We start from the raw sequence: 13677 nt of genomic DNA on the forward strand, positions 1-13677 counted from the left end.
CCCCCAACCGAACACCACCCACCGAAGAGGGAGTTGCACATGGCCAAGTACGACATCTCCACACTGCACCCGGTCTTCCAGCGGCAGATGGAGGCGCTGGCCGCGCTGGACATCGACGCGGTCATGAAGAACTACACCGATGACGCCGTCCTGCTGCGCTTCGAAGGCGTGTCGGAGGGCATCGACGCGGTGCGGGAGACCTTCACCGGATATCTCACCCTCAAGCCGACCCTGGTGGAACTCCAGGAGTACGTCGAGACCGGCGACACGATCTTCTACCGCGCGATCATGAACCTGAACGGTGAGCCGGAGCACGCCTTCGGCACCCTCGTCGTAAAGGATGGCCGAATCTGGCGGCAGACGGCCGGATTCGGTAGCTGACTCGATTAACCGGGCCTGACGGCTGGCCGGGTCCGGCGGGCGAACCGCCGGTTCTCCGGTATCGTGCGCGGAGAGGCCGGCCGGGCCTCTCCGCGTATGCAGGTGAATCCGTTGGAAACCCGGGGGGAAGAGCGTGGAACAGGAAACCGGTCGGGTCGAGGCGTTCAGTGACGGTGTTTTCGCGATCGTCATCACTATTCTCGTCCTGGAGATCAAGGTTCCGGACGACAAGGGATCGCATCTTTGGGAAGGGCTCGCGAAACAGTGGCCGCATTATGCGGCGTACGTCGTGAGCTTTCTTGTGATCGGCGTCATGTGGGTGAACCACCACACCATTTTCGGTCATCTGAAAAAGGTGAACCGGCCGCTGCTCTTCCTGAATCTCGTGGTGTTGATGGTGGTCTCGGTGATCCCGTGGACCACCGCGGTGCTCGCCGAGCATCTGGAGGACTCCGAGTCGGCCGAGGTCGCGGCCATCCTCTACAGCGCCTGGACCGTGGTGTACGCCGTGGCCTTCCTGAGCTTCTGGTGGTACATCACGCACGTCGGGCACCTCTTCCACGACCGCGTCGACCGTGACGGGGCCCGGGCCACCCGGCTGCGTTTCGGGCTGGGCAGCATCGCCTACCCCGTCGCCCTGCTGATCTCCTTCTTCTCGGCTCCGCTCGCCCTGGTGGCGCACGGTGTCATCGCCCTGTACTACGCGGCGAACCAGATCCCCATTCCGGTGACCAACGACGGGGAGGACGGGGACACCGGTTCCGTCGGGGGAGAAGGGGCGAACGGGACCGCCGGTGCCGAGGGTGAGGCTCCGGGCCGGACCGCCGCGTCCACGGCCTCCTCCTGATTTCCGCCAGGTTTCCGGCCGCCGTGTGCCGCGCCGGTTTTCGGTCATCGCGCCGAATGTCTTCGGACACGTTCGGGTGATACGCCTCGGTCATAGCAGATCGCATGCAACGGATAGACCTGGACGTGCGCACCCATCGCCCTTGCGATTCCGGCCATGGGGGTGTGGCCCCGGCATCGCCATCAGGCCAGGCCAGCCGTGTTCGACAAGATCGGAAAGGGGTTCCCGCGTCATCCGCCGTCCCGGCCTGTGGGCGAGTCTTTTTTACTTTCTTTGGGGCGACAAACCGGACAGGTGTGTGACCTCAGGAAGTCTGTCCGGCGCCCTACGGCTGCGGCTTTCGGTCAAGTAGGGTCACACGTCAAGCGGTCGGCGGGGGAGGCGTAGATGTCGAGCGATACGCTCCGAATAAACTCTGAAAGAGAAGTCTCCGCGCTCCTGGACGAGGTGATTTCCCTGTGCTTCGAGTCACTGCCCAGGCGGGATCAGAGAAAGTGGGCCCGGGTTTATTTGAACGGTCTCATGTCAACCTCCGGGAAGAAGACCATCCGGAACATCGCCGGGGCGGACGCCGGCTCCGTGGAACAGAGCCTGCAACAGTTCATCAGCAAGTCCCCATGGGACTGGACGCCCGTGCGCCGCTCGCTGGCGCAGCACATCGAGCGCAGCGTGCAGCGCCCGCTCGCCTGGGTGGTGCAGCCGGTGGTCATCGAGAAGGCCGGGGACCGCTCGGTCGGCGTGGGCCGGCAGTTCGTTCCGCAGCTGGGCCGCATGGCCAACTGCCAGCAGGCGGCAGGGGTCTGGCTGGTCTCCGGTGAGGCGGGGTTCCCCGTCGAGTGGACCCTGACCCTGCCCGGGCCGTGGACGACCGAGCTGCGCCGGCGAAGCGCCGGCATCCCGGACACCGCGCGCTCGCGCACCCCGGCGCAGGACGCCGTGCACATGGTGCTGCGGATGGCGGACACCTGGCAGCTCCAGCGGCGCCCCGTCCTCATGGAGGTCTCCAACGCCGATCTCGCGGAGACGATCGACACGTTCACGCTGTACGGCATCCCCTGCGTGCTGAAGGTCGACGGCTCGCTGCCCGTCACCCTCGCCACGACAGGACGTCACAAGCAGAGCGTGCACACGACGTCCGCGCGCGAGCTGATCGACTCCCTGCGCTCGCAGCGCCGGCTGGTCGAGTGGATGCGACATGGCAGGGCCGACGGCGCCGTCACTCCACTCGTCGCGGCGGTCGTGCACGCGCCGCCGGGCGAGGAGGGGGCGACGACCGCGCCCGTGCCGCTGACCCTCTTCGGTGCGTGGGCGGAAGTGGGCAGTCTGATGCCGTCGGAGTTCTGGGCCACCAACATCCAGGACCTGCCGCTCGCGCAGTTGTTTCTGCTGGCGACGCTCAGGGACCGTGTCGCGCTCGACTTCGACGACGTGTGTGAGGCGGTGGGCATCCGGGACTTCGAGGGCCGGTCCTTCCGGGGCTGGCACCACCACATGACTCTCGCCAGCGTGGCCCATGCGGCCACGCTGCTGGCGTTAAGGGGTCAGAAGTTCGCGGAGACACCGGCCCGGGCGGACACCTCAGGCGGATCCCGCCGTCCGGCCCGGGCCGGCACACGTGTGGCGGGCGCCGTCGCTCAGGACGCGGTGGAGGAAGGCCACCCGGTGGCACGGGAGCAGCCGCCGAGCCGGGTGGAGCGGGCGGGCCCCCTGACCCTGATGGGGCAGACGGCCTTCCCGCACGCGTCCCCGGCAGCGCGAGTTCACTCCCTGTCACCTCCGCCCTCTCCACAGCCGAAGCCGATGCCACCCGGAGGTCAGGTCAAGCCATGCTGGACATAGCGCCCGAGTTGCGTGAATGGTGCCTGGGGGAGCGGGACTTCGCGCTCGCCACCGTGGTCTCGGTGACGGGCAGCGCCCCCCGGCTCCCCGGCGCGGCCTTGGCCGTGGACGAGGCGGGCGCAGCCCTGGGCAGCGTCTCGGGCGGCTGTGTCGAGGGAGCGGTGTACGAACTGTGCCTGGAGGCCATGGAGACGGGCGTGCCGGTCCGGCGCCGATTCGGCTACAGCGACGACGACGCCTTCGCCGTGGGGCTCACCTGCGGTGGCGTGCTCGATGTCCTGGTCATGCCGGTGCGGCGCGGGCACCCGGTGCGCCCCGCTCTCGCCGCCGCCCTGGACGCCGTGGCCGACGGGCGTCCCGCCGCGCTCGCCCGGGTAGCCGACGGGCCCGGCGAGCTGATCGGCCGCGGCGCCCTGGCGGTCCGCCCCGACGGGACGTACGACGGCACCCTGTGCGGCAGTCCCGCCCTCGACGCCACCGCGGCGGCCGAGGCGGCGGCGCTGCTCGCGCAGGGGCGCACGGCCGCCGTGCATATCGGCACCGAGGGCGGGGTGTGCGGCGAGCCGGTCACGCTGTTCGTCGAGTCGGCGGCCGCGCCGCCCCGGCTGCTGGTCTTCGGGGCGATCGACTTCGCCGCCGCACTGGTGCGGGCCGGCCGGTTCCTGGGCTGCCACGTCACGGTGTGCGACGCCCGCCCCGTGTTCACCACGACGGAACGCTTCCCGGGCGCGCACGAGGTCGTCACGGACTGGCCGCACCGCTACCTCGAGGGCGAGGCCCGGGCCGGCCGTCTCGACGCGCGCACGGCCCTGTGCGTCCTGACCCACGACCCGAAGTTCGACGTACCCCTCCTGGAACTGGCCCTGCGGCTCCCGGTCGGCTACATCGGCGCCATGGGCTCCCGCCGCACCCACCGGGACCGCCTGGCGCGCCTGCGCGAAGCGGGCGTCCCCGACGAGGCCATCGCCCGCCTGCGCTCCCCGATCGGCCTCGACCTGGCCGCCCGCACCCCTGAGGAGACGGCCCTGTCCATCGCGGCGGAAATCGTGGCGTCCCGCCACGGCGGAACGGGCGTCCCCCTCTCCCGGACAGCCGTGGCCATCCACCGCCCACCGGCCCCGGAGCCGGTGACGGCGAGCGCGAGACCGGTCTGAGGGCGAGGTCCGGGACTCCCACGCCGCGCGGGCGGACCGCGCCGTCACCGCCTCCGGCCCGGGGCACATCGTGGGCGTGACCGCTCGACGTCGCCCAGGACCGCCGCCCGCCGTCGGCATCGGGGCGCCCGGCGGTACTCGACGGGGCCTCAGGGCCGTGGCGCGCCGCCGGATCAGGACACGCTCCGCCCCGGCCGTACCCGAGGTGCGGGTTCTTGCAGCGGGCCTGGTCGATGTCCTGGGGTCGTGCTGCGGTGAGGAGTTTGCACAGCTCGGCCCCGTGCAGCTTGTCGAGACCTCGCAGAAAGGCGCAGGGAGCCCGGTCGGCACGGACGACGGGTCGTCCAGCCGCCGCTCGACGGCGAGCACCTGCCGGATGGGCACCGACGAGCACTCGGTGGTCGACACGCACGCACCCGTGACCATGCTCGCCGCATGCCCGCCCCATGAACCGCCCCGGCCACCAATCCCCCGGCTGGTCGGGCTTGTCCCGCGGCCGAGCCGCCCGGGCCGGGCATCAGCGCCAGGGTGCCGATCCGCACCGGTGGACACGGCACCTCAGTCGCTTCGGCGGTCCGGTCCCGGGCGCTGAGCTTCGGGCAGGGAACAGTACGGCTCCTCCGCCGCCGGTACACGCCCCGAGGGTGCGGCACCGGCGGCCGTCGCACCCTGCGGGCGGCCGCGGTCGCCCGCCCGGAGGACGCCCGCGAACCCCGCGAGCCCGCACGCCAGCACGGTCACCAGGCCGAACGAGACCACCAGGCTCGTGGCCTGGGCCAGCGTGCCGATGGCGCCCGGTGCGACCAGGCCGGAGGTGTAGGTGATGGTGGCGACGCCCGCGATGGCCTGGCTCGGGTTGGGGCCGCTGCGGCCCGCCGCCGCGAAGCACAGTGGGACCACGACCGCGATGCCCAGACCCATCAGCGCGAAGCCGCCCATGGCGAGGGCCGGATGGTCCGCGACGACGATGAGCAGCCCGCCGAGCGTGGCGAGGACGCCGCTCACCCGTACGGTGCGCACCGCCCCGTAGCGGTCGACCACCTTGTCGCCCGCGATCCGCGCCAGCGCCATGGTGAGCGTGAAACCGGTGGTGCAGGCGGCGGCCAGACCGGCGGAACTGTCCAGCCGGTCGCGCAGATAGACCGCCGACCAGTCCAGGCTCGCACCCTCGGCGAACACCGCGCAGAAGCCGACCGCGCCGATGAGCAGCGCCGACCTGGGCGGCAGCGCGAACCGGGGCGGCGGTTCCTCGTCCTCGGCGGCCTGCAGGTCCAGGACCCAGGTGCAGGCGACGAGACCCAGCACGGTCAGCACCGCGGCGGCCAGGGCGTGGTGCAGCCGGGCGTCCGAGCCGAGGTGGGCGGCGAGCGTGCCCGCCGCTGAGCCGATCAGGGCGCCGGCGCTCCACAGGCCGTGCAACCCGGACATGATCGACCTGCCGAGACGGTTCTCCACCTCCACGCCGAGCGCGTTCATCGCGACGTCCGCCATGCCGGCCGAGGCGCCGTACGTGAAGAGCGCCGCGCACAGGGTGGGCAGGCTGGGGGAGAGGGACGGCAGGACCAGGGACAGCGTCCAGAGCGAGATCAGCCCGCGCAGCGCCGTGCGGGCGCCGAAGCGGTGGCTGATCCGGCCCGCGAGCGGCATCGCCACGGACGCGCCGAGGGCCGGGAACGCCAGGGCGATGCCGAGCTGGCCCGCACTCACGTGTGCGTGGTCCTGGATCCACGGCACGCGGGTCGCGAACGAGCCGGTCACGGCACCGTGCACGGCGAACACGGCTGCCACGGCATACCGGGCGCGCCTGACCTCGTCACGCGTGTACCCCACGTCACTCATGTTCCAGCCCCTCCCCGGGAGTTCCCCACCGCTCCGTCGCGGCGCCGCCGTAAACTATCAGGGACCCTGCCTGATAGATAGTGAGTATTACGGCCGCCCGCGTCTGGGAGGATTCCGGTCATGCCCGCATCGCCCAGCACCGCCCGGGCCATCAACGACCGGCTCGCCCTGCGCCTGTTGCAGCAGGAAGGCCCGCTGACGGCAGGGCAGTTGAAGCAGCTGACCGGACTGTCCCGGCCGACGGTCGCCGACCTCGTCGAACGGCTCACCGCCTCCGGCCTGATCACGGTGGTCGGCGAGTCCGGCGAGCAGCGCCGGGGCCCCAACGCCCGGCTCTACGGCATCGTCGCCGACCGCGCCCACCTGGCCGCGCTCGACGTCCGCACCGGGGGTGCCTTCGTGCTGGTCTCCGACCTCGTCGGGCGGGTGCTGGCCGAGGCGGCCGTGCCGATCGGCGGGGACACCGGCACCGGGCCCGCCGTGGAGCAGGTGGTCGCGGCGGTGGAGCGCGCCGCGAAGGAGGCCGGCGCCGACCGGCTGCACACCGTCGGCATCGGGGCGCCCGGCCTCGTCGACCCCGCCACCGGCGACCTGCGCGACTCCGGCGGCCTGCCCGCCTGGCACCGGCGCCTGGCCGCGGCCCTGCAGGAACGGCTGCCCGAGGCCCGGGTCACCGTGGAGAACGAGACCAATCTGGCGGCCGTGGCCGAGCAGCGCGAGGGCGCCGCCCGCGACCGGGACACCTTCGTCCTGCTCTGGCTGGGCCATGGCGTCGGCGCCGCGGTCGTCCTGGACGGCACCCTGCGCCGCGGCGCCTCCGGCGGCACGGGCGAGATCGGCTTCCTGCCGGTCCCGGGGACGACCGTACTGCCCTCGGCGACGGACTGCGACGGCGGCTTCCACTCGCTGGCCGGAGCGGCGGCGGTCGGCGCACTGGCCCGGGACTACGGCCTGCCGAGGGCGGAGCCGATGGACGGGCCCGGCGTCGCGGTGGTGGTGCGCGAGGCGGTCGCGGAGGTGACCGGCCCGCCCGGCGGGGGTTCCGGCCCCGCCGGCCGCTTCCTCGACGCCCTCGCCCACCGGGTCGCCATCGGGGCCGCCTCCGTCGCCTCCATCCTCGACCCGGGCTGCGTGGTCCTGGGCGGAGAGGTCGGGCAGGCCGGGGGCGAGGTCCTCGTCGGCCTGGTGGAAGAACGGCTGCGCCGTATGTCGCCCCTGCTCACCGAGGTGCGGGCGAGCGGGCTCGGCGGGGGCGCCGTACTGCGCGGAGCGCTGCTCACGGCCCGGGACCGAGCCCAGGACGAGTTGTTCGCGCCCCCGGAGCGCTGACGGATCCAGTCCGCATCAGGAGTCCGGCTCAGGCCGGTGCGGTGCCGAAGGGGTTGTCGATGACATACCGCCACAGCCCGTCCGGCCCACGGCGGGCGACATCGGTGGCCGTCCCCTCCAGGTGCACGTGCTCGCCGTCGGGCCGGCGGCCGTCGATCACCCAGTCGACGATGAGCAGGGCTGTGTCACCGCTGACGTAGGTATGCCGCGGGCTGACCCGGATCGGCAGGCCGAGCGACTGGAACTCGGCGTTGGCGGCGACGAGTTCCGCTCCGGTGACCCGGTCACCAGGACGCGGCACGAACACCGCGTCCTCGCTGTAGACCTGGGCGAGCGCCTCGGGACGCAGGGAGTTGAACGCGGCGGCGAAGACATGCGGATGTTGTGCGGCGTCGGCGGTCAGGGCGACAGTGGGGGCATGGTCGAAGGCAGAGTTCGGATGGATGCTCATGACGGCAGCCAATCCGGTCACGACGTGGCTCACCAAACGGAAAGCCACGTGTGGGACGGCGAGTTGGTGCCGACCGCGGCCGGGCGTACCAGCCGGCCGGAGCCGGACTGTCCGGTGGAGGTCGCCCTGGCCGCGGTCGCGGGCCGCTGGACCACGCTGGTGCTGCGCGAACTCATGCACGGGCCGCACTCCTTCGGCACGTTGCGCGACAGGCTTCCGGAGATCAGCCCCAAGGTGCTCACCGAGCGCCTGCACGCCCTGCGCGAGCGCGGTCTCGTCGCCCAGGAGCGGCTGCCCGGCTTCCCCGCCCGTACCCGCTACACCCTCACCTCGTCAGGCCAGGCCCTGCGCCCACTACTCGTGGAGCTGTACCGCACAGGCACCCGGCTGACCCGGCATCCCTAGCCCCGCCCGCCGCCCTGCCCGAACCGTCGCCCCAGGTACTCCTCGAACGTCCCCTTGCCCACCGCCTGCTCCGGAGCCAGATGGCCGCCCGCGCGGAAGGCGCGGTACGTCTTCCCGAACAGGGGCATGCCGAGCACACGCCGGCGCCGTCCCGTCGCCCGGAGATAGGCGCGGGCCAGCGAGTCGAACGTCCGCACCTGCGGCCCGCCCATGTCCGGCACCCGCCCCGCCGGTTCCGCGAGCGCCAACTCGGCCAGGCGGTCGGCCACTTCGGCCACCTCCACCGGCTGGTCCGACACCCCGGCCGGAACCAGCACGACGGGCGGCTTGGCCAGTTTCTGGAGCATCGTCACCACCAGGTCGTGGAACTGCGTCGCCCGCAGCACGGTCCAGCGGAGCCCCGACTCCTCGATCCGCCGCTCCACCGCGAGCTTGGACCGGTAGTAGCCGAACGGCACCCGGTCGACGCCGACGATGGAGATGTACACCAGATGGCCCACCCCGGCCCGCCGCGCCGCCGCGATCAGATGGTCCGCCGCCTGCTCGTCGCCGCGCGGAGAACTCGCGCAGTGCACGACCGTCTCCACGCCGTCCAGGGCCGCGTCCAGGCCGGGCCCGCCCTCGCGCAGGTCGACGGCGTAGGGCTGGGTGTGCCGGCTGAGCACCCGCACCTCGTGCCCGTCCGCCCGCAGCCGCTCGGTGACGAGCCGTCCGAGCGTGCCGGTTCCGCCGGTCACCAGGATCGTGGTCATGCTGTTTCCGTCCCTCCGGACTCCAGGACGCCCCCGGTCGGAGCGCCCTTCGCCAGCTGAGACCGCGCAGCCGCGTGAAATGTGACAAGCCCCGGCGGGCCCCGGCTACGGGCGGGTCAGCTGTCGCCGTACATGCTCCAGCTTGTCCGGGTTCATCACCGCCCACACGCCCGCGACCAACCCGTCCACCAGCTCGAACGCGACGACCCCGAACAGTGTGTCGCCCACCCACGACGCCACCCCGATCGCGCCGTTGACCTCCACCGCCGTGTACTCCAGACCCACGGCGAAGCGCTGCGAGACGCCCGCCACGAAGCGGGCGACCTTCTCCCGGCCCTCGATCGGACGCAGGGCCGACGTGACCTTGCCGCCGCCGTCGCTCCACCAGGTCACGTCCGCCGCGAGCAGCTTCTCCAGGCCGGTGAGGTCACCCTCCCGGGCCGCCGTGAGGAACGACGTGACCAGCTCCTCCCGCCGCTCGGGAGCGGGGTCGAACCGGGGCTCCGGCGCGGCCACCCGGCCCACCGCCCGCCGGTACAGCTGACGGCAGTTGGCCTCGCTCAGGTCCAGGACGTCCGCGATCTCCCGGTGGCCGTACCCGAACGCCTCGCGCAGCACGTACACCGCGCGCTCGGTGGGCGTCAGCCGCTCCAGCAGCACCAGCATCGCCATCGAGACCTGCTCGCGCGCCTCCGCCGACTCCAGCGGCCCGAGCGTCCCGTCGGACGTGACCACCGGCTCCGGCAGCCACTGACCGACGTACTCCTCGCGGCGCGCCCGGGCCGAGGTCAGCCGGTTCAGGCACAGGTTGGTGACGGTCCGGGCGAGCCAGGCCCCCAGGTGCTCGATGCCCGCCCGGTCGGCGCCGCTGAGCCGCAGATACGCGTCCTGCACCGCGTCCTCCGCCTCCTGCGCGGAGCCGAGCAGGCGGTAGGCCAGGCCGAACAGCCGGGAGCGGTGGGTCTCGAACTCGTCGGCGAGCAGGGGTGGCGTCGTCATGGACCCACTTTGTCAGAGGCATGGCGACCCGGCGGCGGGCAAGGGCCGTCGTCACCGCCACCGGGCCCGCCCGCACCCTAAAAGGACTAGACCAGTGCGGTCAATGGGTCCGGACCAAGGTCAACCCTCGCTCTCCGCGGGGCAGTTGACCAGGCCGGTTCCAGTGCGCAAGTCCAGCGACACACGCTGTGAGGGAGCCCACACCCTCCGCCTGTCTGTAAGGCGACCCGGCATGGCACACTGGCCGTGTACCAGAAGCAGCGCACTCCGGGGTCGGTGAAAGTCCGAACCGGCGGTTACAGTCCGCGACCCGGTCGCTTCCAGCGGCCGGTTGACCAGGTGAAATTCCTGGACCGACGGTTAAAGTCCGGATGGGAGGCAGTGCGCGGCGGGCGGGCATGTTCGTGTGCGCGCCGCCGTATCTGGGCTCGTCCGCGTGCGGACGGGTCCCTTTTCGGCGTCGGCTCAGCTCACGGTCTTGCTCACCCGTACATTCTGTCGTCATCGACAGGCCCCGGAGTCCGTGCCCGAGCGAGGCAGGAGGACCCGGGAAGTGTTCACCGGAATCGTCGAAGAGCTGGGTGAGGTCACCGCCGTCGAGAATCTCGGCGACGCCTCCCGTTTCCGGCTCCGCGGCCCCGTCGTGACCGAGGGCGCGCAGCACGGCGACTCCATCGCCGTGAACGGCGTCTGTCTCACCGTCGTGGAGCACGAGGGTGACGAGTTCACGGCCGACGTCATGGCCGAGACCCTGAAGCGTTCCAGCCTGGGCGTGCTCACCGTCGGCTCCCGGGTCAACCTCGAACGCCCCACCGCCGTGGGCGCGCGCCTCGGCGGGCACATCGTGCAGGGCCACGTGGACGGCACCGGGCAGGTGCTGGCCCGCACGCCCTCCGAGAACTGGGAGATCGTCAGGATCTCGCTGCCCGCGGAACTCGCCCGCTACGTCGTCGAGAAGGGCTCCATCACCGTCGACGGCATCAGCCTCACCGTCGTCGAGGCGGGCCCGGACTACTTCACCGTCAGCCTCATCCCGACCACCCTCGACCTGACCACGCTCGGCCACAAGCAGCCCGGCGACCCGGTCAACCTCGAGGTGGACGTCGTCGCCAAGTACGTGGAGCGGCTGCTCGCGGCCGGTCAGGGGGCCGGCCGGTGAGCTGGCTGAACTCCGAGGCGTTCACCATGTTCGGCCAGCACATCATCTGGTCCGACATGGTCGGCAACATCCTCGGCCTCATCACCCTCGCCCTCGGCTGGCGCCGCTCCCTGTGGACCTGGCCGGTGCAGTTCCTGTCCGGCCTCGTCCTCTTCGCCGCCTTCTACGGCCACCTGACCGGCAGCGCCGGCAAGCAGGCCGTCGTCATGGCCGTCGCCCTGTACGGCTGGTGGCAGTGGCAGCGCAGCAAGGGCACGGCCGGGGACGGGCACATCGCCCCCCGGTTCGCCACCTGGCGCGAGCGCGCGGCGATGCTCGCCGCGGCCGTCGCAGGCACCGTCGCGGTCGCCCTGCTGTTCACGGCCTACCCGAAGCTGTCCTGGGACCCCTGGCCGGACGCCTACATCTTCGTCGGCACCATCGTCGCCATGTACGCCCAGGCCAAGGGCATGGTCGAGTTCTGGTTCGCCTGGCTGCTCGTCGACCTCGTCGGCGTGCCCCTCAACTTCGCCAACGGCTACGCCTTCTCCGGTTTCGTCTACGTCATCTACGGCGCGCTCGTCCTGTGGGGCATGCGCGACTGGTGGCTGCGCTCCCGCCGGGCCGCGCAGCCGGTCCTGGAAGGAGCACCGGCATGACTACGGCACCCGTCCTCTACAGCGCGGACGACATCGAGGACTTCACGCTCGACCCGGTCGAGCAGGCCATCGCCGACATCGCCGCCGGCCGCCCGATCGTGGTCGTCGACGACGAGGACCGGGAGAACGAGGGCGACCTCGTCGTCGCCGCCGAGAAGGTGACCCCCGAGATCGTCGCCTTCATGATGAGCGAGTGCCGGGGCCTGATCTGCGCGCCCATGGAGGCCGGCGAACTCGACCGGCTGCAGCTGCCGCAGATGGTCGCGGACAACACCGAGTCGATGAAGACGGCGTTCACCGTCTCCGTCGACGCATCCGCCGCGCACGGTGTCACCACCGGCATCTCGGCCGCCGACCGTGCCACCACGCTCCGGCTGCTGGCCGACGGCACTGCCGAGCCCACCGACTTCGTCCGCCCCGGCCACATCTTCCCGCTGCGCGCCCGGGAGGGCGGCGTCCTGGTCCGCAACGGCCACACCGAGGCCGCCGTCGACCTGGCCAGGCTCGCGGGCCTGCGCCCGGCCGGCGCCATCGTGGAGATCGCCGGCGAGGACGGCCGGATGCTGCGGCTGCCCGAGCTGATCCCGTTCGCCCGCAAGCACGGCCTGACGATCATCTCCATCGAGGACCTGATCGCCTACCGCCGAGGCAGCGAGCCCACCGTCCGCCGCGAGGCCGAGACCCGCCTGCCCACCGCGCACGGCACCTTCACCGCCTACGGATACCGGTCCACCCTCGACGGCGTCGAGCATGTCGCCCTCGTGCACGGCGAGATCGGCGAGGGCGAGGACGTCCTGGTCCGCGTCCACTCCGAATGCCTCACCGGCGACGTCTTCGGCTCCCTGCGCTGCGACTGCGGCCCCCAGCTGGGCACCGCCCTGGACCGCATCCAGGAGGAGGGCCGCGGAGTCGTCGTCTACCTGCGCGGACACGAGGGACGCGGCATCGGCCTGCTGTCCAAGCTGCGCGCCTACGAGCTTCAGGAGCAGGGCCACGACACCCTGGACGCCAACCTCGAACTCGGCCTGCCCGCCGACGCCCGCGACTACGGCGCCGGGGCGCAGATCCTCGCCGACCTCGGCGTCCGCAGCGTCCGCCTGATGACCAACAACCCCGACAAGACCGACGCGCTGCTGCGCCACGGCCTGAGGGTCACCGGCCGCGAGCCGATGCCCGTCCAGGCGGGCGAGCACAACCTCCGGTACCTGCGCACCAAGCGGGACCGGATGGGGCACGACCTGCCCTGGCTGGACACGCCTGCCGCGACAGCCACTGTGGCCTCATCCGCGACAGCCACTGTGGCCTCATCCGCGGCCACCTGTGCCAACCAGTAAGCGAAAGCACTACCAGTAAGCGAAAGCACTAAGGAGAGACGTGAGCGGCAAGGGTGCACCGGAACTGTCCGTACGCAACGCGAGCGACCTCAGGGTCGCCGTCATCGCGGCGCAGTGGCACGAGAAGGTGATGGACGGCCTGGTGGACGGCGCCCTGCGCGCCCTGCGCGAGCTGGGCATCGACGAGCCGACCCTGATCCGGGTCCCCGGCACGTTCGAGCTGCCGGTCGCCGCCAAGGTCCTCGCGGGCCGCGGCTACGACGCGGTGGTCGCCCTCGGTGTCGTCATCCGCGGCGGCACCCCCCACTTCGACTACGTGTGCCAGGGCGTCACCCAGGGCCTCACCCAGGTGGCCGTCGAGACCGGCGTCCCCGTCGGCTTCGGCGTGCTCACCTGCGACACCGAGGAGCAGGCCCTGGACCGGGCCGGCATCGAGGGCTCCAACGAGGACAAGGGGCACGAGGCCGTGACGGCCGCGGTGGCCACGGCGGCCACGCTCCGCTCAGTATCTGAACCCTGGCACTAGGGAGTCCCCCGAACCGCGTAGGGT

14 protein-coding genes and 1 riboswitch are annotated in these 13677 nt (G+C 71.8%); of the genes, 10 read left to right on the forward strand and 4 right to left on the reverse strand.

The features are described from left to right. Positions 1-39: 39 nt before the first annotated feature. The 4 genes from ACFYZZ_RS31950 (at position 40) to ACFYZZ_RS31965 (ending at position 4221) form a co-directional block, all read left to right on the forward strand. Entirely contained in the window at positions 40-381 is a 342-nt protein-coding gene (locus ACFYZZ_RS31950) for a nuclear transport factor 2 family protein (RefSeq protein ID WP_389183316.1), read from the forward strand. Positions 382-514: 133 nt separating this feature from the next. Beyond that, a complete protein-coding gene (locus ACFYZZ_RS31955; protein ID WP_389183319.1) occupies positions 515-1228 on the forward strand; it encodes a TMEM175 family protein in 714 nt (237 codons plus the stop codon). 387 nt (positions 1229-1615) lie between these two features. After that, a complete protein-coding gene (locus ACFYZZ_RS31960) occupies positions 1616-3067 on the forward strand; it encodes an IS701 family transposase (RefSeq protein ID WP_389183321.1) in 1452 nt (483 codons plus the stop codon). Continuing rightward, the gene (locus ACFYZZ_RS31965) at positions 3055-4221 is read left to right on the forward strand and encodes an XdhC family protein (protein ID WP_389183324.1); all 1167 of its coding nucleotides are present in this window, start codon (positions 3055-3057) and stop codon (positions 4219-4221) included. Before ACFYZZ_RS31960 ends, ACFYZZ_RS31965 begins: the two co-directional genes overlap by 13 nt. Positions 4222-4779: 558 nt before the next feature. On the opposite strand, the gene ACFYZZ_RS31970 is transcribed toward ACFYZZ_RS31965, so the two are convergent. Then, a complete protein-coding gene (locus ACFYZZ_RS31970) occupies positions 4780-6060 on the reverse strand; it encodes an MFS transporter (RefSeq protein ID WP_389183327.1) in 1281 nt (426 codons plus the stop codon). 120 nt (positions 6061-6180) lie between these two features. Between ACFYZZ_RS31970 and ACFYZZ_RS31975 the strand changes: the two genes are divergently transcribed. Then, positions 6181-7389 (forward strand): ROK family transcriptional regulator, encoded by a 1209-nt coding sequence (locus ACFYZZ_RS31975; protein ID WP_389183330.1) that lies wholly within the window; start codon positions 6181-6183, stop codon positions 7387-7389. 28 nt (positions 7390-7417) lie between these two features. On the opposite strand, the gene ACFYZZ_RS31980 is transcribed toward ACFYZZ_RS31975, so the two are convergent. After that, on the reverse strand, positions 7418-7840 hold the full coding sequence (locus ACFYZZ_RS31980) for a YybH family protein (RefSeq protein ID WP_389183332.1): 423 nt from the start codon (positions 7838-7840) through the stop codon (positions 7418-7420). Between the two features lie 24 nt (positions 7841-7864). Here ACFYZZ_RS31980 and ACFYZZ_RS31985 point away from each other — a divergent pair, with 24 nt between their 5' ends. Further along, on the forward strand, positions 7865-8245 hold the full coding sequence (locus ACFYZZ_RS31985) for a winged helix-turn-helix transcriptional regulator (RefSeq protein ID WP_389183334.1): 381 nt from the start codon (positions 7865-7867) through the stop codon (positions 8243-8245). On the opposite strand, the gene ACFYZZ_RS31990 is transcribed toward ACFYZZ_RS31985, so the two are convergent. Both ACFYZZ_RS31990 and ACFYZZ_RS31995 read right to left on the reverse strand, forming a co-directional pair. Further along, positions 8242-8997 carry an SDR family oxidoreductase gene (locus ACFYZZ_RS31990; protein ID WP_389183337.1) on the reverse strand — a complete coding sequence of 252 codons (756 nt, stop codon included), beginning with the start codon at positions 8995-8997 and terminating at the stop codon, positions 8242-8244. The two genes, ACFYZZ_RS31985 and ACFYZZ_RS31990, sit on opposite strands and share 4 nt — an antisense overlap. Before the next feature lie 105 nt (positions 8998-9102). After that, a complete protein-coding gene (locus tag ACFYZZ_RS31995) occupies positions 9103-9996 on the reverse strand; it encodes an RNA polymerase sigma-70 factor (protein WP_389183340.1) in 894 nt (297 codons plus the stop codon). 258 nt (positions 9997-10254) lie between these two features. Beyond that, positions 10255-10385, forward strand: a riboswitch (FMN riboswitch). A 164-nt stretch (positions 10386-10549) separates the two neighbouring features. Between ACFYZZ_RS31995 and ACFYZZ_RS32000 the strand changes: the two genes are divergently transcribed. Genes ACFYZZ_RS32000 through ribH form a run of 4 tightly spaced genes read left to right on the forward strand, consistent with a single transcriptional unit; the run spans position 10550 to position 13653 of the window. Next, complete coding sequence (locus ACFYZZ_RS32000) at positions 10550-11155, forward strand: riboflavin synthase (RefSeq protein ID WP_389183343.1); 606 nt, start codon at positions 10550-10552, stop codon at positions 11153-11155. Beyond that, positions 11152-11793, forward strand: a complete 642-nt coding sequence (locus ACFYZZ_RS32005) for a nicotinamide riboside transporter PnuC (protein ID WP_389183345.1) — start codon at positions 11152-11154, stop codon at positions 11791-11793. The genes ACFYZZ_RS32000 and ACFYZZ_RS32005 overlap by 4 nt, the downstream gene beginning before the upstream one ends. Further along, on the forward strand, positions 11790-13127 hold the full coding sequence (locus ACFYZZ_RS32010) for a bifunctional 3,4-dihydroxy-2-butanone-4-phosphate synthase/GTP cyclohydrolase II (protein ID WP_389183348.1): 1338 nt from the start codon (positions 11790-11792) through the stop codon (positions 13125-13127). Before ACFYZZ_RS32005 ends, ACFYZZ_RS32010 begins: the two co-directional genes overlap by 4 nt. 40 nt (positions 13128-13167) lie before the next feature. Then, positions 13168-13653 (forward strand): 6,7-dimethyl-8-ribityllumazine synthase, encoded by a 486-nt coding sequence (ribH, locus tag ACFYZZ_RS32015; RefSeq protein ID WP_386574936.1) that lies wholly within the window; start codon positions 13168-13170, stop codon positions 13651-13653. Positions 13654-13677 lie beyond the last annotated feature (24 nt).

This window comes from Streptomyces sp. NPDC001816 (genome assembly GCF_042892235.1).
Lineage (GTDB): Bacteria > Actinomycetota > Actinomycetes > Streptomycetales > Streptomycetaceae > Streptomyces.

What these genes read in the sequence shown, in the direction of transcription:
- ACFYZZ_RS31950 (WP_389183316.1), top strand. Translation starts at nt 40, where the DNA reads ATGGCCAAGTACGACATCTCCACACTGCACCCGGTCTTCCAGCGGCAG.
- ACFYZZ_RS31960 (WP_389183321.1), top strand. Translation starts at nt 1,616, where the DNA reads ATGTCGAGCGATACGCTCCGAATAAACTCTGAAAGAGAAGTCTCCGCG.
- ACFYZZ_RS31965 (WP_389183324.1), top strand. Translation starts at nt 3,055, where the DNA reads ATGCTGGACATAGCGCCCGAGTTGCGTGAATGGTGCCTGGGGGAGCGG.
- ACFYZZ_RS31970 (WP_389183327.1), bottom strand. Translation starts at nt 6,060, where the DNA reads ATGAGTGACGTGGGGTACACGCGTGACGAGGTCAGGCGCGCCCGGTAT.
- ACFYZZ_RS31975 (WP_389183330.1), top strand. Translation starts at nt 6,181, where the DNA reads ATGCCCGCATCGCCCAGCACCGCCCGGGCCATCAACGACCGGCTCGCC.
- ACFYZZ_RS31980 (WP_389183332.1), bottom strand. Translation starts at nt 7,840, where the DNA reads ATGAGCATCCATCCGAACTCTGCCTTCGACCATGCCCCCACTGTCGCC.
- ACFYZZ_RS31990 (WP_389183337.1), bottom strand. Translation starts at nt 8,997, where the DNA reads ATGACCACGATCCTGGTGACCGGCGGAACCGGCACGCTCGGACGGCTC.
- ACFYZZ_RS31995 (WP_389183340.1), bottom strand. Translation starts at nt 9,996, where the DNA reads ATGACGACGCCACCCCTGCTCGCCGACGAGTTCGAGACCCACCGCTCC.
- ACFYZZ_RS32010 (WP_389183348.1), top strand. Translation starts at nt 11,790, where the DNA reads ATGACTACGGCACCCGTCCTCTACAGCGCGGACGACATCGAGGACTTC.